Raw genomic sequence first — 20,121 nt, forward strand, 5'->3', positions numbered from 1 at the left:
AGTCATGATGTTAGGCACCATTACGGCGGCAGACTTTCAGCCGCTACAAGGACAAGTGTGTATCTTTGAGACGACGACCCCAACGCTTTCGGTGAGATTAACGGTCGAGCAAGTCACCAGCCGCCCCGACTGCCAAGTGCCGGGGGCAGGCGAGGCACGGGAGCCTTTTGGTGTTCTTCTATCGGGGCAACAAGACGAGGTTGATTTTACCAGCGCCACCGGGGTCTTGCGCTTAGGCGACGGGGCAACGCTGGAAGGCGTTTACATTAACCGTGTGTTACCCCCAATGGGTGGCGACCCACGGCCCTGGTATCAACTGGTTTTTAACTAATATTTTTACTAACTAATAGTTGACTAGGGCGTTTGCGGATACCAGACCCAGCGCTCTACCGCCCCCATTAGTCTTTCAAAGCGGAAGCCTAGCTGCTGGTAAAGCTGTTTGGCATACACATTCAATGGATCGACGGAGAGGGAAACGGGGCTCATAACTTGAGCCCCTGCTGACTGGACTGCCTTAAGAACGACAGCCCCATAGCCCTTGTTACGTGCTCCCTTGATCAGCGCGAGATCAAGAACATGCACTTCGTTGGCACCGAAATCCACGGTGACACGGCCGATCCGCTCACCCTGTTTCTCGACGATATAATACAAGGCATTGGGGTAGGCGGTTCCATAACCAATTGCCTGGGCCTTAACCTGCATCTCAAGCAGCGCCTCAATCATGTCCTGATCAGCCAGCGCCAGTTGCAGGTCTTGCCGGATATCTCGATAAAGCGCTTCAAGAAAAAGATTATCTGAATCTCTGGAGGGTCGAAGTTGCAACCCATCGTTTAAGTGTCCGCCAATACCAGCCATTCGTTTGCCATTGCCCAAGGATATACATTGATTGAATCGCCCACCCCTACAAGATAAGCGTGAGCTTGCCAAAAATGGGGAGTGCTCACCACCCCCCTTGGCCCTCTAACAAGCTGCGGGTGTTGTTATTGAGCGGCAAGCGGAAATCGGCGCTGCCGAGTACCATCGCATCACCTGCCCGCACCACCCTAGCACTTACATAGACGTAGTCTTGGCCTTGCGCATAGGTGCCCATCAATATTGATCGGGCATTGTGCTGGGCGGTTAAGCGTTGAACTTGCCGCGAAAGAATTAGCTCGCCCACGCTCTCTTCGATAAACATGCTGTCGCGCATTTTAACTTCGCGCACCTGCATGCCCTGACGGGATAGCGCTGAGGCCATAATTTCTGAGCTCATGCGCCCCAGGGTGGAGGATTGGCTTAAATTATCGATGCTGACAAAGGTAGCGGCAATCATGGGGCTATAGCGCGTGAGCTCTGGGTTGCTGGCAACCATCTGTTCAGCAGCGGCATGTACCAATTCGGAGAGATCGGGTTCCGGTTCGGCTGATCGATTGTTAGCATTACCCAGCGTACTGCAGCCAGCCAGTAAAAGTAGCGCCATCATCACGGCCACTCCACGGGCAGCATAGCTGATAGAGCGAGCGTGCCAAGTCGTTAATAATGTCATCAGCATGAAATTACCACGTATCAGTAAGGGGAACGGAGGGTGTGGTAGGTGCCTGGGGCACGCGGTGAGGGGCGTATTGTCGACGGTCACCGGCATTGATGTAGTAAATGTTGGACGAAGAGTAGAGAATTCGTTCGCCATCGATAATTTGCGTGGTCACGATGATCTCTTCATCACCAGTGTGTGTCCAGCTACCGCTAGTGGTATCGGCAAGCATGGCTGCGGGGATTAACCCCAAAGCAGGTTCGGCCCACTGATTATAGGGAATGGTGGCCACGGCGATGCCCGCGGTGAGGGCGGTAAAAGCACCGACGGGGGGTCGAATAAAACCACGATCCCGGTGTTCGACGACTTCGACATCAAAGGTAATGTTGGCACTGTTTGCAGTGGGCACAGTGGTGAGGTTGGCGCCCCGTGAGACCAGTTCGCTGGTCAGCAGGGCGCGAAAGCCGCGGCCAAACTCACCGCCACTGTAAGCGTGTAGTGCCTCGTCTGGCTCGCTAATGTGTAAATCGCGATTGCGAACGCGCTCGCGTTTCAAAATGCTGGTAGCTTCATGGCGGGCCAGCACATCCCAGTGGTGAGCAGCCTGCATACGCTGCTGCTCGGTATAGGGGTAGGTGGTGGCGATTGGCGCTTGAGAGGTATTGGCATAAAAGCAGCCGCTGAGCATTAAGCTTGCCAGCCCCAAACTAACAGGACGTATGAAATAGGGTAATGGGAATAATCTGGGACGGGTGCGCACCTGCGGGTTCCTTTTTCGCTGCAAAACGGCTTTTGATAGACTGTTCGCCATGCTTAGCTTGCCATGCCTAATTCGACGTACTTTTTCGGTGTACTTTTTCGGCATACTTAATTTTGACGTACCTAGCTTAATGTGACTAATTATAAGCATTTGATTTGACACGCCTAGCGTGATGTACCTAATACGTCATATTTAGCTAGATCGGCCACGAGGTTAAAAACTTTAATGAGCGATAAAACCAATGCTTGAAGATCATCGCGGCGGCCCACGCCACGATTCGCTAATGTCGGCCTATCATGAAAGTGATAGTGGTAGTGGTTGGATGATCAGCTATCTCGATATCATGACCTTGTTGGTGGCTCTTTTCGTGGTCATTATTGCCGCGGCAGGGCCAATAATACCCCAGTGGAACCAGGCCGACAGTGAGAGTGACTATACTTATACACCATCGTCGGCCTTGGAAGTCCCGCTGCCTGAGTCGTTGGCCCAGCTAAATCATGAGCGTGCGGGCGTTGTCCGGTGGAGCGGGGCGGGGTTGAGCCCTATGGCTATTAGTGCGGCGCTCGGCGTCGCTGGGTTGCCCAAGTTGACTGATCTACCTCGGCGAGTCAGCGTCGGTGTCCCACCGCTTTTGGCAGCACCACTGCCGCCCGCCGAGCCGGATATTGCTTTACCAAAACTGTTGATGCCCGCGGGCAGCGATGATTTTACATCACCCTTAGCTGACTACATGGTGGTGTTAACTGACCGTCCCCCGGTGAATGTAGAGGCAGTGAGCGATGAGTCAGTCTCGGGGGCACTTGCGCTCAATCAGGCGCTTTCAGAGCGCGTAGAAGAGTCTCCCTACCTGCCCGACCTTGAGGGGGTTGAAGTCTCCCGGGTGGCCGAGGGGATTAGTCTCCGTGTGCAGGATCAACTGCTGTTTCCTTCAGCAACGGCTGAATTAACCAATGACGGATCGTCGCTAGTGGGTAGCTTATTGGAGACTATTCAGCGCTACGATGGTGAAGTGTGGGTTGAGGGCCATTCGGATAGCCAGTCGATTAGCACCGATGAGTTCTCGTCTAACTGGGCGCTATCTAGCGCCCGCGCGATTGCCATTGTGGAAGCGCTGGAAGCCGCGGGAGTCGATGCCGAGCGACTACGCGCGGTAGGACTGGCGGCCACCAAGCCATTGGAAAGCAACGCTACTGCTGAAGGGCGTGCGCGTAATCGTCGAGTTGAGGTGGTGATTCACGTCGAGTAGTGGGTGAATAACGCGGAACTAGCGACTGTTTGTTGGTAGGCATTTCAGTCGTGGGGGCAAAAAAAACCCGCCAGGGAGGCGGGCATCAAAGGGCTTGGCTCACTGCAGCCCACTGGCATCAGGTGAGGGGTGTACAGGATGGTCAGTGGGTACAATTTCAGTATAGCTATTTATTAGACGTTGCCAAGCGCTGTAACGTTTTTTATAGAACTATTTTTATCAATGCTAATTATATTTTTTCATTTTGGTTGAGAATAGCGCCAGAAGCGCACTGATCTTCATCATGCGCTTTTTTGGTGCAACTGCGTTGCCTCTTTTTGGTGCCTTGCTGTTTTCCTCGCTCTCTATTCCGCCAGTTGCTATGTAACCCCTTGTTGAAACAGTGCTTCTCTGTTTTGGCTTATTAATTGCTATGCTTTCACATAGCAATTAATAACTGGCCATAGCCATTAGGTGTCCCAGACATGACGCCTTAACGATTCGTTGAGCCCGAAAAGAGGTAGTGCCATGCCTGAATCCGCTCGTCTTTCTCCATCAACGCTTTCGGCAGCGTCAACCCCTTCAGTTGATCCCGCTCTACAGCCACGGCTGGTAGTGACCGATTTAGATGGCTCTCTGCTTGATCATCACAGTTACGATTTCAGCCCCGCTGCTCCCTGGCTTGCCCGCTTAAAGCAGATGGGGGTGCCGGTGATTCCGGTCACCAGTAAAACCCGTGCCGAACTGATACCACTGCGCGAAGCTTTAGGCCTCACGGCAACCCCCTTTATTGCGGAAAACGGTGCGGTGATTGGACTGCCGCCGGGTTGGTGCCATGCACGCTTAGACCGCCCAGGAAGTGGTCGTGATGGCGTCGTTATCAAACATCCCGGTGTGGATATTGGTTTTATTCGTGCCCGACTGAAGGTGTGGCGCGAGCGTCTCAATATTCGCTTTACCCGCATGGGTGAGCTGAGTGTGCCAGAGGTGATGGAGCTTACCGGGCTTGACGCGGTTCGCGCCCGGGATGCACGGCAGCGTGAAGGCAGTGAGCCTTTGCTGTGGCACGACAGCGACATGGCGCTGGAGGCGTTTCGTACCGCTCTGGAAGGGGATGGGCTACAGCTTACTCAAGGGGGGCGCTTTTGGCACGTAATGGGACGCTCCGCCGATAAGGGCAGTGCCGTCGAGTGGTTGGTCAAGCGCTTTACGGCGTTAAGAGGTCGAACGCCTCTTTCACTAGGGTTAGGCGATGGGCCGAACGATATCAGCATGCTCGAAGCAGTCGATCAAGCGGTCGTTATCCGTGGCTGCCACGAACTAGCCGTGGAGCCCCGCAATACTTCACTCTATCGCACGGACGCAACAGGGCCGACCGGCTGGGCCGAGGGGGTGGCCTACTGGTGGGGGCGAGATGACCGCCGTTTAGCGACGGCGGAGAAAGGGGCTGCTATGTTTTCGGAATCCAGTTCTTTGAGCACAGCTCTTTGAATCCAGGGAGGTAAGCGTATGAGTGACTTTCATCAAAATGGAATTATTACCGACTTTCACAACCTTACCCGGCGCTCGGTGGAGGCGCTTGAACAGGAGCTATGTCAGTTTGCGCGACGACGCCCCATGGGGCTGATTCTGCCGTCGCTGTTTTCGGAGCTGGAAGGGTCGGCACTGTCGGCGATCGTCGATGAGCTGGTAAAAGTCCCCTATCTCAATGAAATCGTCATTGGCTTGGACCGTGCTGATCGTGAGCAATTCTTGTATGCCCGGGAATTTTTCTCACGTCTACCCCAGCATACGCGCATCTTATGGAACGATGGCCCACGGTTGCGTGCCCTTGATGCGGAGCTGGAAGAGCACGGTTTAGGCGCTTTAGAGCCTGGCAAAGGACGCAATGTGTGGTACTGCGCAGGCTATATGCTGTCGTCTGGGCGCTCGTCGGTGGTAGGGCTTCACGACTGCGATATTTTGACCTATGAGCGGGGGCTGCTGGCGCGCTTGATGTATCCGGTGGCCCATCCCAATTTTAACTACAGTTTCTGCAAAGGCTATTACCCGCGCATTGCCGAGGGCAAGCTGAACGGTCGCGTCTCTCGGCTGTTGGTGACGCCGCTACTGCGGGCGCTTAAAACTGTTTGCGGGCCGATGCCTTACCTCGATTACCTGGATAGCTTTCGTTATCCGCTCTCGGGGGAGTTTGCGATGCGTAGCGAAGTGCTTGAGGGAATTCGTATGCCGGCAGACTGGGGCCTGGAGATTGGCGTGTTATCAGAGTTACAGCGTAACTACTCACTGCGCCAGCTGTGTCAGGTAGATATTGCCGACGCCTATGACCACAAGCACCAACCGGTTAGCGAAGATGACCCAGACAGTGGTTTGAACCGCATGAGCCTGGATATTTCAAAAGCTCTCTATCGCAAACTAGCAACCCAGGGGGTGACGTTTAGCAGCGAAGACTTCCGCACACTCAAAGCTACCTACTACCGCTTCGCGCTGGATTTGATAGAAGCCTATGACCATGATGCGACGATGAACGGCCTTAGCCTTGACCGTCACAGTGAAGAGCAAGCCGTGGAGTTGTTTGCCAGTAACCTGCTCGAAGCAGGCAATCTGTTTATCGATAACCCTCGAGAGCGGCCTTTTATTCCTAGCTGGAACCGCGTGCAGGCTGCGGTGCCGGATCTGCTCACCCGTATGCACGAGGCGGTCGAACTGGATAATCGGGGTAAGGTTTAACATTTTATTCATTAAAAAGGCCAGCTGCCCTGGGGTAACTGGCCTTTTCTTAGCCCTTGATGTTTAACGCTTGGCTTTTACTCGTGCTAAAAATCACTGTGCTGGTGAGCGACCCGCTGGGCAGGTGAGGAGGCGGGCAATACCTGCGTATGCTCCATGCTTTGGTTAATGCGGAAGTGGGCTACCAGTTGGCGAAGCTGGGTGCTGAGCTGTGCGAGGGCTTGGGTGGCATGATTACTCTCTTGCACCAAGCCGGCATTTTGCTGGGTCATTTGATCCATTTGGGTTACCGCCTGGTTGACCTGCTCAATGCCACTGCTCTGCTCAATGGTGGCCGCAGAAATTTCCTGAACCAGGGTACTGAGCTGTTTGATGTCATCGACCATGCCATTGATCACATCGCCGGTGTCACTCACTTGGCGGCTGCCTTCCGTCACTTTGCTATCCGACGCTTCGATCAAAACTTTGATCTCCTGGGCGGCAGCGGCCGAGCGGCTGGCCAGTTGGCGAACCTCATTGGCGACAACGGCAAACCCACGCCCTTGTTCGCCGGCGCGTGCGGCTTCAACTGAGGCGTTAAGGGCCAGGATGTTGGTTTGGAAAGCAATGCCGTCAATGGTGTTAACGATACTGCTCATTTGGGTGGCGCTTTCGTTAATCGTCGCCATGGTGGAGATCACCGTTGCCATAGAGTCACTGCCGCGCTGGGCGCTTTCAGCGGTGCGCGAGGCCAGCGTACGGGCGTGATCGGCGTGCTCGGCATTTTGCTTAACCGTAGCGGTGAGTTCTTCCATGCTAGAGGCGGTTTCGGCCAATGAAGCGGCCTGCTCTTCGGTGCGTGTGGAAAGCTCTTCATTAACCCCTACAATCTGCTCTACACCACTGTTGACCTGGTTCGCTCCTTGGTGAATGTCGCCAATCGTATGAGCCAGGGTTTCACGCATACGGTTGATATCAAACAGTAAGCTCTGCTGATCCTTCGCCGAAAGGCGAGTGGTTTGGGTCAAGTCCCCGTCGGCAATATGGCGTACTACGCTAGCGGCATAGCGCGGGTCGCCGCCCAGCCTGCGTGCCACGTCACGAATGACCCAGCCCATCAGCAGCGTTACCGGGAGGCCAATGATCAGCAGTATGACAACCGAACGAATCAAACCGGCAATAAAGGCTTCATTAATATCGTCCACATAAACGCCTGCCGCGAGCGACCACTGCCACTCAGGAAGATAGGCCACGTAACTGATTTTCGGTACCTGCTCATCCCCGGTAATACGGCGGGAATAGTAGTCAACGTGCCCACCACCGGCTTTGGCTGCCTCTCTAAAAGCGGCGTAAAGATCCATACCGCTGGCATCCTTGTACGCGCTCATGTCTTCACCGCGAGGGCGGTTGGGGTGGGAGACAATCTTTAGATCGTCATCAAAGGAGAAAATATACTCCCCGCCACCAAAGCTAACGCTAGACATATTATCGATGGCGCGCTGCTGGGCTTCTTCCAGGCCAAGCTCCCCGGCGGCTACCCGTTCTTGCAAAGCTGCAAGTTGTCCTTGCACACTTTCCACTACGTACTGAATGCTGTCGCGGCGTTCGCTCTCGATCGTCTGGCGATTTTCCCAAGCTAGCCAGCCAACCAAGAGCAGCATGGCCACCCAGATAATGCCCAGTGTTCCCCAGAGTTTCTGTGTCGTCGTTAAGCGAGTCATGTTTTTCCTAGCCGATGAAAGTAAGCAACGTTGCTTCTTATCGGCTTAAGGCGCCAATACCTTAACGTAATTTAAAGTAAATGCCGCCGCGGCAGTGCTGCTTGCCGCGACGGCATACTTTTAGATTGCTTTGTTCGTGATGGTAGGCGCTAAAAATCGCTGTGCTGGTGGGCTGTCCGCGGGGCAGGAGAGGAGGCGGGTAACGCCTGCGTATGCTCCAAGTTCTGTTGGTTGATGCGGAAATGGGCAACCAGTTGGCGCAGTTGGGCGCTGAGCTGTGCAAGCGTCTGGGTGGCGTGATTGCTCTCTTGTACCAGGCTGGCATTTTGCTGGGTCATTTGATCCATTTGCGTTACCGCCTGGTTGACCTGCTCAATGCCGCTGCTCTGCTCAATGGTGGCTGCAGAGATTTCCTGAACCAGGGTACTGAGCTGTTTGATGTCATCGACCATGCCATTGATCACATCGCCGGTATCACGCACTTGACGGCTACCTTCCACCACTTTGCTATCCGACGCTTCGATCAAGGTTTTGATCTCCTGGGCGGCGGCGGCTGAACGGCTGGCCAATTGGCGAACCTCATTGGCCACAACGGCAAACCCACGCCCTTGATCGCCGGCTCTTGCGGCTTCCACCGAAGCATTAAGGGCCAAAATGTTGGTTTGGAAGGCAATACCGTCAATGGTGTTAACGATGCTGCTCATTTGGGTGGCGCTTTCGTTGATCGTGGCCATGGTCGTGATCACTGTCGACATGGAGTCACTGCCACGCTGGGCGCTGTCCGCCGCTCGGGTGGCAAGCGTACGAGCGTGATCGGCGTGCTCGGCATTTTGCTTAACTGTCGCGGTGAGCTGTTCCATGCTAGAGGCGGTTTCGGCCAATGAAGCAGCCTGCTCTTCTGTGCGTGTGGAAAGCTCTTCATTAACGCCCACAATCTGCTCTACACCACTATTGACCTGGCTCGCGCCGAGATGGATGTCGCCAATCGTTTCGGCGAGCGCCTCACGCATACGATTGATATTAAATAGTAAGCTTTGTTGATCCTTGGGTGAAAGCTGAGTGACTTGGGTCAGGTCGCCATCAGCGATATGCCGCACTACGTTGGCAGCGTAGCGTGGGTCACCGCCTAAACGACGAGAAACATCACGAATAACCCAGCCCATCAGCAGCGTTACCGGAAGGCCAATGATCAGCAGTATTCCAATTGAGCGAACCAAGCCAGCAATAAAGGCGGCGTTAATATCATCCACATAAACGCCTGTCGCCAGTGACCACTCCCATTCGGGAAGGTGCGCGACATAGCTGGTTTTTGGCAGCTGTTCGTCGCCACCCGCACGCGTTGAGTAGTAGTTAACGTGACCACCCCCCGCTTGGGCAACACGCAGCAACTCGGGGTACAGCGCCATACCGCTGGCGTCTTCATAGTTGGTCATGTCAGTGCCGGGGTCACGGCTTGGATGAGAGATGATAAGTAAGTCATTGTTAAAAGAGAAGATATACTCCCCCGCTCCAAAGCTAACGCTAGACATATTATCGATCGCGCGCTGTTGTGCTTCCTCCAGGCTGAGCTCCCCGGCGGCGACTCGCTCCTGGAGGGCTTCAATTTGGTTCTGCACGCTCTCCACTACGTACTGAATGCTGTCGCGGCGTTCGCTCTCAATGGTTTGGCGGTTCTCCCAGGCCAGCCAGCCAACCAAGAGCAGCATGGCGATCCAGATAATACCTAGCGTTCCCCAGAGTTTTTGTGTGGTTGTTAAGTGAGTCATGTTTTTCCTAGTTGTTGTAATTGAGTAACTCTTAAGCTATCGGCCTAAACAGGACAGACCTTAGCAAAAATAGCCTTGAACACCATTTTAAGATAGCACTGCTCTTTTATTCTTAAATAGTCTAAGTATAGAACCTTTTTTTAAGCTATGCTGTCTCTACAGAATCAGAATGACATTACCACTCTATGGGAGGCAGTAATGCAACGCCCAATCGTTACGCACTTTTTTGATGAGCCGACCAACACCTTTAGCTATGTCGTTCAGGATCCCGGTAGTCGTGCCTGCGCGATTATAGATTCGGTGCTCGACTTTGATTACGCCGCTGGTCGAACCGACGTGCGATCTGCTGACAACATCATCGCCTTTATTCGTGAACACGAGCTTGACGTTACCTGGATTTTGGAAACCCACGTGCATGCCGACCACCTTTCGGCGGCGCCCTACCTGCATGAGCAGCTAGGCGGAAAAACCGGCATTGGCGCCAATATAGTGGTGGTGCAGGAGATATTCGGTAAGGCGTTTAATGCGGGTACGGAGTTTGCCTGGGATGGCAGCCAATTTGATGCACTATTTGCAGAAGGGGACACATTTGCGATTGGTCAATTAAAGGGCCATGTGCTGCATACCCCAGGCCATACGCCCGCCTGTTTAACCTACGTTGTGGGAGATGCGGCTTTTGTTGGCGATACGCTGTTTATGCCGGATTATGGCACTGCACGGTGCGACTTCCCGGGCGGCAATGCGCGCACTCTTTATCGCTCTATTCAAAAAGTGCTGGCGCTCCCCGAGCAGACGCGGCTATTCCTTTGCCACGACTACAAAGCCCCTGGCCGTGAGACGTTCCAGCATGAAACCAGCGTGGCTGAGCAGATAAACGGTAATGTTCACGTACATAAAGGTATCAGCGAAGACGAGTTTGTAAAAATGCGCACTGAGCGCGATGCCACCTTGGGTATGCCACGGCTCATCATTCCATCGGTGCAGGTCAATATGCGCGCTGGGGAGATGCCTCCGGCGGAAGAGAATGGCACCGTCTATCTCAAAGTGCCGATTAATTTTTTCTAACGGTTTAAGTGCGAGCTGAGGAGTGATCAGTGGATTGGACAGCAGGGTTACAAGGGTTGGTTGGAGGGGTATTGATCGGCCTTTCCGCTACCTGGCTGATGGCCTCGCTGGGGCGAATCGCGGGTATCAGTGGTATCGCGGGAAACTTGATTACGCAGCGACCCAAGGGCGATAGCGCTTGGCGAGTAGCGTTTTTGTTAGGGCTAATCAGTGGGCCGTTAGTGCTCATGGCGTTGGGTGGTGGTTTAGGCAATGTCGCCGGTAGCCCAGGTGAGGTAATCGGTGCACCCGCAGGCGGCGTAGGGTTAATGCTGATGGCCGGTTTGTTCGTGGGGCTAGGCACAGGGCTGGGCAGTGGTTGTACAAGCGGTCATGGTGTATGTGGATTGGCGCGCTTGGCCCCACGCTCCATGGCAGCCACCGGCATGTTTCTAGTGACAGCGCTGGTGATCGTTTATATCTCCCGTCACTTGCTAGGTTTAGGCAGCCCATAATGAATAGCTTAATGAATAGTTCAATCAATGAATCGGATAAGCGTCGTTGGCTGAAAACAGCGGCGGGCTATGCAGCGGGGTTGCTTTTCGGCCTTGGTTTGGCTGTTTCAGGCATGACTGATCCCGCACGAGTAGTGGGATTTTTAGACGTGGCGGGTGCCTGGGATCCAACGCTGATGTTTGTGTTGGGCGGAGCCGTTATCACCACTTTTATCGGCTATCGGCTGGTATTTAAGTGTCCGGCCCCCTTGTTGGGTGGCGTCTTTCAGTTGCCTACCAAGCGGGAGTTAGACGCGAAGTTGTTAGGGGGCGCGGCCCTGTTTGGCATCGGCTGGGGGCTTTCTGGCTACTGTCCAGGGCCGGCGATTGCCTCTATTGGCGGTCTTTCCTTACCGCTATTGGCCATGCTCACCACAATGGTGCTGGGGTGGTTCGCTGCTAAGCGAATTTCAGCTTCTTAGATTGATCTACGTGGTCTTGAGGGAAGCTGCTTTAGCGGCCTCCCTCAACATGTCAGGGCGCTTCGCTGCCCATCATCTCAATGAGTCGCTCATCACTGGGCATACCCTGAATACGGTCAAGGCGCACGTGTCCATTTTCTGTTTCGCGCTGAAAAACCGAGGTGGGGGTGGCATATAGGCCTAACTCCTCAAATAGCTGGTTATTGGTGTAGACCTGCTCTTCAATCTCTCGTGGTTGGGCGCTGGCCGCGACCTCTTTCTGGCCACTTTCATGGGCACGCAGCGTAGCCGCTGGATCGTCAGCGCCGAGTAGGGCGGCTGCTTTGCCTGGACTGTCGGCGGCTAAAATACCGACCATGATGTGGCGCAGTTGCACTTCACCCGCCTCTACCCAGGGACGTGCCTCATGCCAAAACTGGCGGCAGTAGGGGCAGTTGGCATCGGTGAAGGTGTAAATCACCCGCGGAGCATCCTCATCGCCATCTTGAATCCAGTGGCTTTCGCTCAATAGCTGCCAGGTTTGTGCTTCTAGAGGCGCACGCACGTGCTCATCCAACTGTTCCTCGGTAAGGTCGTTACCTTCGCTATCCATCAGCGTACCGACCACCGCATGCTCGCCATCAGGTGTCAGATAAACCGCCATGTCCTGGCCCTGTACGCTGGCGCCGTAGCCGCGTAACCCACCGGGGGCATCAAATTGGCCATGAATTTCCAGGCCCTGATCGGCCAGGGCTTGAATAGGGGGGGGAAGCTCATCTGCAGGGCTGGCAGAGGACACCGCCCAGCCTGCCAGGAGAAGAAAACCGCTTATCACAGAGTGACGTTTCAAGTGCATTGCAGCGCCTTGTTTGAAAAGAAGTGAAGGGCTAAAGGTTTGCTATCCGCCATCTTAACACTGGCGCAATGCTGCACTGCCATTATCCCACCACAACATTATTCAGCAATGTTGGGCGCTGCTCCTGGAGCGGTATGTCGCCATGTAATCTAACGATCAGCCACCAGCCAGCGAACTGCGTAAGGTGGCAGTGTACCTTCGGGGATCCAAGGGTTGCTGGGATCCAGCGCTTGCCAAGCGTGTTTTTCCAGTGCCTGGGTAACCGCTTCTCCTACGTTTTCTAAGGGCAGTGGCAGGTCGGTAACGTTATACAGCGCTAGTAAGCGTCGGCCATCATGCAGTGGGCCACGCTCCACTGCCAACAGTTCCGGTGCTGAGACCACAACCCGCTGGGCGGCATTGGGGTGAAAACAGGGCTCCTGGCGGCGCTGGTCTAATAGCCGGTTTAACGCGTGGAAAACATCGTGGGTGGGCGTTGAAGGGCTATCGAGCAGGAGGTCAAGCTCGCTACGCTGCCAGCGTCGGCGGTTGATCGAGCGCAGTCGCCCGCTGCGTTCAACGCCTTCCACATCATTGAGCGTGCCCGTCAGGGTATGAATATACAGCGCGGGTATACCTTGTAAGCTGAGCATAATCGCTTGGCTGCATAGAAAACGCGCAATCTGCCACGGGTCGGGCCCACGGCGGGTGCCGCGCATGGCCTCGAACCAGGTAATATTGATCTCGTAAGGCGTGTCGCTGCCATCCGGGTTACTGCGCATGCTGACAAAACCGCCAAACTTGTGCATCAGTTCCAGCAGCGCGTCCCGCTCGTGGTCAGGCAGTAGGCCTTCCAGAGGGCGTACGCCAATGCCGTCATGACTGGCGGTAAAGTTGAGGTAGGTGCAGTGGTCGGGCAGAACGGGAAGGCTGGAAAGCCAGCTCTGCAAGGTGCTGGCTTCCCCCCGGGTGAGGGTGTGCAGTAGCAGAGGGGGCAGGGCGAACTGATACACCATATGAGCTTCGTCGGGCGCCCCCTCCGGTAGCCGGTTTAAACCAAAATAGCTGATGTTTTCCTGATGGGGCACATTGGTTTCGGTGATCAGCAGGGTACCGGGTGCCACGTGATCCACAATCGCCCGCAGCAGCCGCACCACGGTGTGGGTCTCTGGCAGGTGAATGCAGGCGGTGCCCAGCTTCTTCCATAGAAAGGCCACCGCATCCAAGCGCACAATCCGCGTCCCCTGCTCCAGGTAGAACAGTAAAATACCCACGAACTCCAGCAGCACATCAGGATTTTCAAAGTTCAGGTCAAGCTGGTCTTCGGAGAACGTTGCCCATAGATAGCGGGTGCCGCGACGGGTGGATATGGGGACTAACAAGGGACTGCTGCGCGGACGCACCACTTGAGAGACATCGGTATCTGGATCGACTTCGATAAAGTAGTCGCGGCCAGGCAGGCTGCCGCTCAGGTAATCCACAAACCAGAGGGACTCCCGTGAAACGTGGTTGAGCACCAGGTCGGCCATTAAGTCGTAATGACTGGCCAGTTCACGGATATGCGACCAGTCGCCAAGGTCGGGGTTAACTTCCCGGTAGTGGATGACCGAGAAACCGTCATCGCTGCTCCAGGGAAAGAAGGGCAGTACGTGCACGCCGCTGATACGATCACCTAACCGCTTTTGAAGAAAATCGCTAAGTACGGCCAGCGGCGGCACACTATCTTCGATAATGGAGTCACCATAGCTGATCACCCACTGATCTTTTTCGCTCCAAGAAGGTGCATGCTTGGCGCTGTTTTCTATCTGGGCGGATGGAAATAGGGCAAGCGACTGGAAATGCGCTAGCCGCTGGTTCAAGCGGCGCTGCACTTCGCTTGCTCTGGGCCCGTAAAGGTGGGTGAGGTAGTGGTGAACGATCTGCTCAAAGGGGGACATGGAGTGACTCCTGATAAACAATCTGCCACAAACGCTGCAGCTTGTGTGCCAAATCGTTACAATACGAAGTTGATACCGCGTTTAAACGCTAAGATACATTAGCTTATGGCAGTGGATACTGCTAAAACGCTACTAATAGCACACATATTGACAGGTTATAACACGCTAACTCGTGCGGCACGCTGACACGAGCTGACAACAGGTTGACCGCTATGCATTGCCCTTTTTGTGGTGCAAACGATACTCGAGTGACCGATTCGCGGTTGGTCGCTGATGGTGACCAGGTACGCCGTCGCCGCCAGTGTGCGAGCTGCCAAGAGCGCTTTACCACCTATGAAACCGCTGAATTAGTCATGCCGCGGGTGGTGAAGTCCGACGGCTCCCGTGAGAGCTTTAATGAAGCCAAGCTGCGGGCTGGCATGCTGCGCGCGTTGGAAAAGCGCCCGGTCAGTGCTGAAGCCATTGAGGCAGCGGTCGAGCGCATTCGTCAAACCCTTCGTGCTCGAGGCGATCGTGAGATCAACGCTCGTGATATCGGCGAAGCGGTGATGCATACGCTTAAAACCCTCGATCATGTGGCCTATATCCGCTTCGCGTCGGTGTATCGCAAGTTCCAGGATCTGGATGAGTTTCGCGCTGAGATAGATCGGCTTTCCCAAGAGCCCTCAAACAAAAGCGTGCCGTCAAAATGAGCACCGATTTTAGCCAGGCTGACCACCGCTACATGGCCCGGGCGCTGCAGCTGGCGCAAAAAGGCTTATACACTACGAATCCCAACCCACGGGTAGGCTGCGTCATTGTGCGCGACGAGGAGATAGTCGGCGAAGGCTTTCACCTGCGTGCCGGTGAACCTCATGCTGAGATCCACGCTTTAAACGCCGCAGGAGCACGCGCCCAGGGGGCCACCGCCTACGTCACCCTGGAGCCCTGCTCTCACACTGGGCGCACCGGCCCCTGCGCAGTAGCGCTTCGCGAAGCCCGGGTCTCGCGGGTCGTCGTGGCGATGATAGATCCTAACCCCGAGGTTAGCGGCCGCGGTATTCGAATACTCGAACAGGCCGGTATCGACGTCGCGGTGGGCTTGCTGGAAAGCGAAGTGCGCACGTTGAACCCCGGTTTTATTAAGCGCATGGCCCTAAAGCGCCCCTTTGTGCGCCTGAAAATGGCGATGAGTTTAGATGGTCGCACTGCCATGGGGTCGGGGGAGTCCCAGTGGATCACCGGGCCTGAAGCGCGCACTCAAGTGCAGCGGCTACGGGCACGCTCCAGCGCGATATTAAGCGGCGTAGAGTCGCTGATCATGGACGACTCTCGGCTGACGCTACGGGCAGAGCAGCTACAGCTCGATAACGCTGACGATGTGATTCGCCGCCAGCCTTTGCGGGTGATTTTAGATACGCATTTGCGCTTACCCCTAGCGGCGGCCTGTTTACGCGAGCCAGGGCGTACACTAGTACTCACCACACCAGACCACGTGGAAGAGAAGCGCCATCGGCTAACCCAGGCGGGGGCCGAAGTGCTGGTACTACCGGCCGGTAGCGATGGGCGGATCGATCTGGTGGCAATGCTACAGTGGTTAGCCGAAAATGAGCAGGTTAACGAACTGTTAGTGGAAACCGGCGCGACCCTGGCGGGCGCTATGCTCAATGCGGGGCTGATTGATGAACTGCAGCTATTTGTCGCCCCCACGCTGTTAGGCGGCGAAGCCCGACCGCTTTTTGCGCTGCCAGGGCTCTCACGTATGGCGGATCAACGGCGGTTAACCATTCACGATATGCGAGCAGTGGGGCGTGATTGGCGTATTATTGCGTCCCCTCAGCCGATGAGTGCATCTGGCGCATTCAGCGAGAGCAAGGTACCCTGACGCGCAAAATCGTGACTAACAGACGCGACCTTTTTCGTGAAAAATGGCACGAAAACCGTTCGTGATAAACGTTCGTGGCAACCGCTTGCAAAAAATACATTGGAGATACCATGGCGCACCCCACCTCTAGAGGCTTAGCCCCTATCGCCGAGCTGGTGGACGATATCCGCCAGGGCAAAATGGTGATTCTCATGGACGACGAGGATCGCGAAAATGAGGGTGATATCATCATGGCCGCCGAAAAGGTGCAGGCCGAACATATCAACTTTATGGCCCGTTTCGCCCGTGGTTTGATCTGTATGCCGATGACCCGCGCCCGCTGCGAGCAGCTTAATCTGCCGCTGATGGTGCGCGATAACGGCTCCGGTTTTGGCACCAAATTTACGCTTTCGATTGAGGCAACCGAAGGGGTCACGACCGGTATTTCCGCCGCGGATCGAGCGCGCACTGTACAGGCGGCGGTAGCGCCCCATGCCAAACCCTCTGATATCGTTCAGCCTGGGCATATCTTTCCGCTGATGGCTGAGCCGGGTGGCGTGCTGCGCCGTGCTGGTCACACGGAAGCGGCTTGCGACCTGGCTGCACTGGCAGGCTGTGACCCTAGCGGTGTGATCTGCGAAATCATGAACGATGATGGCAGCATGGCGCGTCGTCCGGAGCTGGAAGCCTTTGCCCAGGAGCACGGCATTAAAATCGGTACCATCGCGGATCTGATTCACTACCGTATCGTCAATGAGCAAACCATTGACCATCTGGAAGCGTCAACGGTAATGACCTCCCATGGCGAGCTCACGCTGCACGTTTTCCGTGATCGTATCCAGGGCGCCCATCACCTGGCATTGGTGAAGGGCCAGCCTACGCCTGAGCAAGCCACCACGGTGCGCGTGCATCTTAGCGATACGCTCCGAGATGTGATGGGTTTAATGAAAGATGAGCAGTGCCGCTGGGATGCTCACCGCGCGCTGGAGGAAATTGCCGGTGCCGCGGCAGGCGTGTTTGTGCTGATCGATGATGGCCGTCCTCATCAGGATTTAAAAGATCAGCTCGATATCTTTTTGGATCGCGTGCGTCAGCCGCGTACCAGTGATTCCGACGGTGCCGGTAACTACTTAACCATTGGCACCGGCTCGCAGATTCTGCGCTATTTAGGCGTAGGTAAAATGCGTTTACTGAGTTCACCGTGGAAGTTCTCCGCGCTGTCCGGCTTTGACCTTGAAGTCGTCGAGCGACTAGGGCCTAACGACACGGCGTACGAGCCAACTTCTCAGCAAGACTAATTTTAGCAGGAATAATTTGATGCACTCCCTCACTCAAGTTGAAGGTACCTTTGTTGACGTCGATGGTCGCTATGTCATCGTTGTTGGCCGTTTTAACCATCACGTGGTGGATAGCCTGGTAGAGGGCGCCGTCGACAGCTTGACTCGCCACGGCGTAGACGCCGAACATATTCATATTGTTCATGTGCCGGGCGCCTGGGAACTGCCACTGGCGGTAAAGCGCGTGCTCAAGGTGATGAAGCCCGATGCAGTGATTGCCCTGGGCGCGGTCATCCGCGGCGGAACGCCTCACTTTGAATACGTGGCAGGTGGCTGCAATACGGCGATTAATCACTTACAGCTTGAGTTCGACACTCCAGTGGCAAACGGTGTGTTGACCGTTGAAACCATCGAGCAAGCGATCGAGCGTGCGGGCACCAAAGCCGGTAACAAAGGCACCGAAGCTGCCATGGCCGCCATGGAAATGGTCTCTCTGCTCCGCGCACTGCCGGCAGGAGATACCCAATGAGCGAGCGCAAACCCTCTGCTGCTCAGCAGGGCCGCCACGCTGCGCGCGAGTTAACCGTGCAAGGGCTTTATCAGTGGCACATGACGGGAAAATCCATCACCACCATTGAAGCCGAGTTTCGTAGCCAAGTGGCTGACGATGACCTGGAAGATCATGAAAACTGGGTAAAGGTAATGGAGATCGCCGATAAGGCGCTGTTTCACGAACTGCTCCATAACACCGTGCGTTTTAAGGCGGAACTGGATCGTGAAATCTCTCCCCTGCTAGACCGCCGTCTGGAAGATCTGGATGCAGTCGAGTTGGCAATACTACGGTTGGGCGCTTACGAGCTTTCACGGCGCATGGAAGTACCCTATCGTGTAGTGATTAACGAAGGCGTTGAGCTGGCTAAGTCATTTGGCGCCACCGACGGCCATAAATACGTGAACGGCATTCTCGACAAGCTAGCGATACGCTTGCGTAGTGCCGAGGTCAGCGCTCGTCGTCTCTGAACGCGAGCGGTATGACAATGCGTTTAAGGGGCCTTTGTGCTTGCCGAATTTGATTTGATTCGACGCTACTTTATGTCGTCGCAGGAGGCGTCGACCGCGTCAAATGGCGTCGCACTGGGATGTGGAGACGATGCCACGCTGCTGCTACCGCAAGCAGGCCAACAGCTGTCTGTGAGCGTTGATACCTCGGTAGTGGATGTACACTTTCCCCGCGAAGCCCCGGCATTTGCGATAGGTCACCGTGCGTTGGCCGTTGCGCTGAGCGACTTGGCTGCCATGGGGGCGACATCACGCTGGTGTTTAATGGCGTTGACGCTGGATCAGCGCCAGTTTGCCGATGACGAAGCTATCCATGCTTGGCTGGCAGACTATGCGCGTGGCTTTCATGCCCTTAGCCAGCTGCACGCCACAACGCTGGTGGGGGGCGATGTCACGTCTGGTGCGCTCTCCATAGGGGTTACCGTAATGGGCGAAGTGCCGGTAGGCGAAGCCCTGACCCGTGGCGGTGCCCAGGTAGGCGATGTGATCGCCGTCACTGGCGCACTTGGTGGCGGGGCCGGCGGGCTGGCGCTTTGGCAGCAGGGCGAGCGCGATTTGACGCATCCGCTGCTAAGTCGCTATCTATTGCCACAACCTCGCTTAGCGGCGGGCTTGGCGTTGCGTGGTTTAGCCACCGCTGCGCTGGATATTTCCGACGGGCTGCTGGCTGACTTGGCGCATATTCGTGACGCCTCGCAGGTGGGAGCCGTCATCGCGTTAGACGCTTTGCCTCTGGCCGATGCGCTGGAAAGCTCCTTAGGCCGGGAAGCTGCACTAAAGGCGGCACTTTCCGGTGGGGATGATTACGAATTACTGGTTACCCTCGGTGCTGACGGTGTCGCAGAGGCGCAACAGCGTTTAGCGCCATTGGGGCTCTCGCTAACCGTCATCGGCCACTGTTGTGAAGCACTAGGTGTTAGTGCCTCTGACCAGAGTGACCTCAGTGACTACGCCGGTTGGCAGCATTTTAGTGGGGAAGCGCCATGAATCGTGCACCAAAAAGTGTCTGGCGTCGCCCAACGCATTTTTTTGCCTTTGGTTTAGGTAGTGGTACGGTGCCTTGGGCACCGGGCACCTTCGGCACGCTAGCGGCAATTCCGTTTTACTGGATGATGGCGGAATTGCCCCTGGGATGGTACCTGAGCATCTGTTTTGTCACTTTCGTGGTGGGGGTTTGGTTATGCGACAAAACGTCTCACGACTTAGGTGTCCATGACCACTCAGGCATCGTGTGGGATGAGTTTGTCGGTTATTGGCTGACCATGGCGGCGGTGCCTTTTTCGTGGGAAGCTGCGTTGTGGGGCTTTATTGTATTTCGCATCTTCGATGTCTTTAAACCCTGGCCGATACGTTGGGCAGATCGCCGTGTAGCGGGCGGTTTTGGCATTATGATTGATGATGTGATGGCAGGGATCTACGCCTGGAGTACTATGCACCTGTGGTTCTGGCTGCACTAAGCTGATTGAGTGGTGAGTGGTGA

General features: G+C 55.4%; 21 protein-coding genes. 14 read left to right on the forward strand and 7 right to left on the reverse strand.

Annotated elements, in window-relative coordinates:
• The first annotated feature begins 7 nt into the window (after positions 1–7).
• Positions 8–331, forward strand: a complete 324-nt coding sequence (locus OM794_RS06705; RefSeq protein WP_226251288.1) for a DUF6916 family protein — start codon at positions 8–10, stop codon at positions 329–331.
• A 23-nt stretch (positions 332–354) separates the two neighbouring features.
• Here the strand turns inward: OM794_RS06705 and OM794_RS06710 are convergent, their stop codons facing one another.
• The 3 genes from OM794_RS06710 to OM794_RS06720 form a co-directional block, all read right to left on the reverse strand.
• The gene (locus OM794_RS06710) at positions 355–855 is read right to left on the reverse strand and encodes a GNAT family N-acetyltransferase (protein ID WP_226251289.1); all 501 of its coding nucleotides are present in this window, start codon (positions 853–855) and stop codon (positions 355–357) included.
• An 85-nt stretch (positions 856–940) separates the two neighbouring features.
• Positions 941–1,531 (reverse strand): FlgO family outer membrane protein, encoded by a 591-nt coding sequence (locus tag OM794_RS06715; RefSeq protein WP_226251290.1) that lies wholly within the window; start codon positions 1,529–1,531, stop codon positions 941–943.
• A 4-nt stretch (positions 1,532–1,535) separates the two neighbouring features.
• On the reverse strand, positions 1,536–2,198 hold the full coding sequence (locus OM794_RS06720; RefSeq protein WP_264168005.1) for a hypothetical protein: 663 nt from the start codon (positions 2,196–2,198) through the stop codon (positions 1,536–1,538).
• A gap of 313 nt (positions 2,199–2,511) precedes the next feature.
• Between OM794_RS06720 and OM794_RS06725 the strand changes: the two genes are divergently transcribed.
• The 3 genes from OM794_RS06725 (at position 2,512) to OM794_RS06735 (ending at position 6,225) form a co-directional block, all read left to right on the forward strand.
• Positions 2,512–3,516: an OmpA family protein gene (locus OM794_RS06725; protein WP_226251292.1), complete on the forward strand. Its 1,005-nt coding sequence runs from the start codon at positions 2,512–2,514 to the stop codon at positions 3,514–3,516.
• A 507-nt stretch (positions 3,517–4,023) separates the two neighbouring features.
• On the forward strand, positions 4,024–4,986 hold the full coding sequence (locus OM794_RS06730; RefSeq protein ID WP_226251293.1) for an HAD-IIB family hydrolase: 963 nt from the start codon (positions 4,024–4,026) through the stop codon (positions 4,984–4,986).
• An 18-nt stretch (positions 4,987–5,004) separates the two neighbouring features.
• Positions 5,005–6,225, forward strand: coding sequence for a glycosyl transferase (locus OM794_RS06735; protein ID WP_226251294.1), 1,221 nt, complete (start codon positions 5,005–5,007; stop codon positions 6,223–6,225).
• An 86-nt stretch (positions 6,226–6,311) separates the two neighbouring features.
• Here OM794_RS06735 and OM794_RS06740 read toward each other — a convergent pair whose 3' ends face one another.
• Both OM794_RS06740 and htc2 read right to left on the reverse strand, forming a co-directional pair.
• On the reverse strand, positions 6,312–7,925 hold the full coding sequence (locus tag OM794_RS06740; RefSeq protein ID WP_226251295.1) for a methyl-accepting chemotaxis protein: 1,614 nt from the start codon (positions 7,923–7,925) through the stop codon (positions 6,312–6,314).
• A 149-nt stretch (positions 7,926–8,074) separates the two neighbouring features.
• The gene (htc2, locus tag OM794_RS06745; protein WP_226251296.1) at positions 8,075–9,691 is read right to left on the reverse strand and encodes a methyl-accepting chemotaxis protein Htc2; all 1,617 of its coding nucleotides are present in this window, start codon (positions 9,689–9,691) and stop codon (positions 8,075–8,077) included.
• Between the two features lie 198 nt (positions 9,692–9,889).
• Between htc2 and OM794_RS06750 the strand changes: the two genes are divergently transcribed.
• The 3 genes from OM794_RS06750 to OM794_RS06760 are packed head-to-tail and all read left to right on the forward strand — an operon-like array spanning position 9,890 to position 11,711.
• Entirely contained in the window at positions 9,890–10,756 is an 867-nt protein-coding gene (locus tag OM794_RS06750; RefSeq protein WP_226251297.1) for an MBL fold metallo-hydrolase, read from the forward strand.
• 29 nt (positions 10,757–10,785) lie between these two features.
• A complete protein-coding gene (locus tag OM794_RS06755) occupies positions 10,786–11,250 on the forward strand; it encodes a YeeE/YedE family protein (RefSeq protein ID WP_226251298.1) in 465 nt (154 codons plus the stop codon).
• 11 nt (positions 11,251–11,261) lie between these two features.
• A complete protein-coding gene (locus tag OM794_RS06760; RefSeq protein ID WP_226251299.1) occupies positions 11,262–11,711 on the forward strand; it encodes a DUF6691 family protein in 450 nt (149 codons plus the stop codon).
• 52 nt (positions 11,712–11,763) lie between these two features.
• On the opposite strand, the gene dsbG is transcribed toward OM794_RS06760, so the two are convergent.
• Together dsbG and OM794_RS06770 are read right to left on the reverse strand one after the other, a co-directional pair.
• Complete coding sequence (gene dsbG / locus OM794_RS06765) at positions 11,764–12,546, reverse strand: thiol:disulfide interchange protein DsbG (RefSeq protein WP_226251300.1); 783 nt, start codon at positions 12,544–12,546, stop codon at positions 11,764–11,766.
• Positions 12,547–12,695: 149 nt separating this feature from the next.
• Positions 12,696–14,462: a sugar phosphorylase gene (locus OM794_RS06770; protein WP_226251301.1), complete on the reverse strand. Its 1,767-nt coding sequence runs from the start codon at positions 14,460–14,462 to the stop codon at positions 12,696–12,698.
• Positions 14,463–14,674: 212 nt separating this feature from the next.
• Here OM794_RS06770 and nrdR point away from each other — a divergent pair, with 212 nt between their 5' ends.
• The 7 genes from nrdR to OM794_RS06805 all read left to right on the forward strand — a co-directional run bounded on the left by nrdR (position 14,675) and on the right by OM794_RS06805 (position 20,098).
• A complete protein-coding gene (nrdR, locus tag OM794_RS06775) occupies positions 14,675–15,154 on the forward strand; it encodes a transcriptional regulator NrdR (RefSeq protein ID WP_226251302.1) in 480 nt (159 codons plus the stop codon).
• Entirely contained in the window at positions 15,151–16,326 is a 1,176-nt protein-coding gene (gene ribD, locus OM794_RS06780; protein WP_226251303.1) for a bifunctional diaminohydroxyphosphoribosylaminopyrimidine deaminase/5-amino-6-(5-phosphoribosylamino)uracil reductase RibD, read from the forward strand. The genes nrdR and ribD overlap by 4 nt, the downstream gene beginning before the upstream one ends.
• Positions 16,327–16,436: 110 nt before the next feature.
• Positions 16,437–17,603, forward strand: coding sequence for a bifunctional 3,4-dihydroxy-2-butanone-4-phosphate synthase/GTP cyclohydrolase II (gene ribBA / locus OM794_RS06785; RefSeq protein ID WP_226251304.1), 1,167 nt, complete (start codon positions 16,437–16,439; stop codon positions 17,601–17,603).
• Positions 17,604–17,622: 19 nt separating this feature from the next.
• Positions 17,623–18,111 carry a 6,7-dimethyl-8-ribityllumazine synthase gene (ribE, locus tag OM794_RS06790; RefSeq protein ID WP_211593749.1) on the forward strand — a complete coding sequence of 163 codons (489 nt, stop codon included), beginning with the start codon at positions 17,623–17,625 and terminating at the stop codon, positions 18,109–18,111.
• The gene (gene nusB / locus OM794_RS06795; protein ID WP_007114491.1) at positions 18,108–18,602 is read left to right on the forward strand and encodes a transcription antitermination factor NusB; all 495 of its coding nucleotides are present in this window, start codon (positions 18,108–18,110) and stop codon (positions 18,600–18,602) included. The genes ribE and nusB overlap by 4 nt, the downstream gene beginning before the upstream one ends.
• A gap of 36 nt (positions 18,603–18,638) precedes the next feature.
• Positions 18,639–19,628 (forward strand): thiamine-phosphate kinase, encoded by a 990-nt coding sequence (gene thiL, locus OM794_RS06800; RefSeq protein ID WP_226251305.1) that lies wholly within the window; start codon positions 18,639–18,641, stop codon positions 19,626–19,628.
• A complete protein-coding gene (locus tag OM794_RS06805; protein WP_088701213.1) occupies positions 19,625–20,098 on the forward strand; it encodes a phosphatidylglycerophosphatase A in 474 nt (157 codons plus the stop codon). Before thiL ends, OM794_RS06805 begins: the two co-directional genes overlap by 4 nt.
• Positions 20,099–20,121 lie beyond the last annotated feature (23 nt).

Source organism: Halomonas sp. BDJS001 (assembly GCF_026104355.1).
Taxonomy (GTDB): domain Bacteria; phylum Pseudomonadota; class Gammaproteobacteria; order Pseudomonadales; family Halomonadaceae; genus Vreelandella.

Bases quoted from the DNA above. Each gene is read 5' to 3' on its own strand.
- dsbG (WP_226251300.1), bottom strand. From the start codon at position 12,546: ATGCACTTGAAACGTCACTCTGTGATAAGCGGTTTTCTTCTCCTGGCA.
- OM794_RS06710 (WP_226251289.1), bottom strand. From the start codon at position 855: ATGGCTGGTATTGGCGGACACTTAAACGATGGGTTGCAACTTCGACCC.
- OM794_RS06740 (WP_226251295.1), bottom strand. From the start codon at position 7,925: ATGACTCGCTTAACGACGACACAGAAACTCTGGGGAACACTGGGCATT.
- nusB (WP_007114491.1), top strand. From the start codon at position 18,108: ATGAGCGAGCGCAAACCCTCTGCTGCTCAGCAGGGCCGCCACGCTGCG.
- ribE (WP_211593749.1), top strand. From the start codon at position 17,623: ATGCACTCCCTCACTCAAGTTGAAGGTACCTTTGTTGACGTCGATGGT.
- OM794_RS06805 (WP_088701213.1), top strand. From the start codon at position 19,625: ATGAATCGTGCACCAAAAAGTGTCTGGCGTCGCCCAACGCATTTTTTT.
- OM794_RS06760 (WP_226251299.1), top strand. From the start codon at position 11,262: ATGAATAGTTCAATCAATGAATCGGATAAGCGTCGTTGGCTGAAAACA.
- OM794_RS06730 (WP_226251293.1), top strand. From the start codon at position 4,024: ATGCCTGAATCCGCTCGTCTTTCTCCATCAACGCTTTCGGCAGCGTCA.
- OM794_RS06735 (WP_226251294.1), top strand. From the start codon at position 5,005: ATGAGTGACTTTCATCAAAATGGAATTATTACCGACTTTCACAACCTT.
- ribD (WP_226251303.1), top strand. From the start codon at position 15,151: ATGAGCACCGATTTTAGCCAGGCTGACCACCGCTACATGGCCCGGGCG.
- nrdR (WP_226251302.1), top strand. From the start codon at position 14,675: ATGCATTGCCCTTTTTGTGGTGCAAACGATACTCGAGTGACCGATTCG.
- OM794_RS06770 (WP_226251301.1), bottom strand. From the start codon at position 14,462: ATGTCCCCCTTTGAGCAGATCGTTCACCACTACCTCACCCACCTTTAC.
- OM794_RS06750 (WP_226251297.1), top strand. From the start codon at position 9,890: ATGCAACGCCCAATCGTTACGCACTTTTTTGATGAGCCGACCAACACC.
- ribBA (WP_226251304.1), top strand. From the start codon at position 16,437: ATGGCGCACCCCACCTCTAGAGGCTTAGCCCCTATCGCCGAGCTGGTG.
- OM794_RS06705 (WP_226251288.1), top strand. From the start codon at position 8: ATGTTAGGCACCATTACGGCGGCAGACTTTCAGCCGCTACAAGGACAA.
- htc2 (WP_226251296.1), bottom strand. From the start codon at position 9,691: ATGACTCACTTAACAACCACACAAAAACTCTGGGGAACGCTAGGTATT.
- OM794_RS06720 (WP_264168005.1), bottom strand. From the start codon at position 2,198: ATGCTCAGCGGCTGCTTTTATGCCAATACCTCTCAAGCGCCAATCGCC.
- OM794_RS06725 (WP_226251292.1), top strand. From the start codon at position 2,512: ATGCTTGAAGATCATCGCGGCGGCCCACGCCACGATTCGCTAATGTCG.
- OM794_RS06715 (WP_226251290.1), bottom strand. From the start codon at position 1,531: ATGCTGATGACATTATTAACGACTTGGCACGCTCGCTCTATCAGCTAT.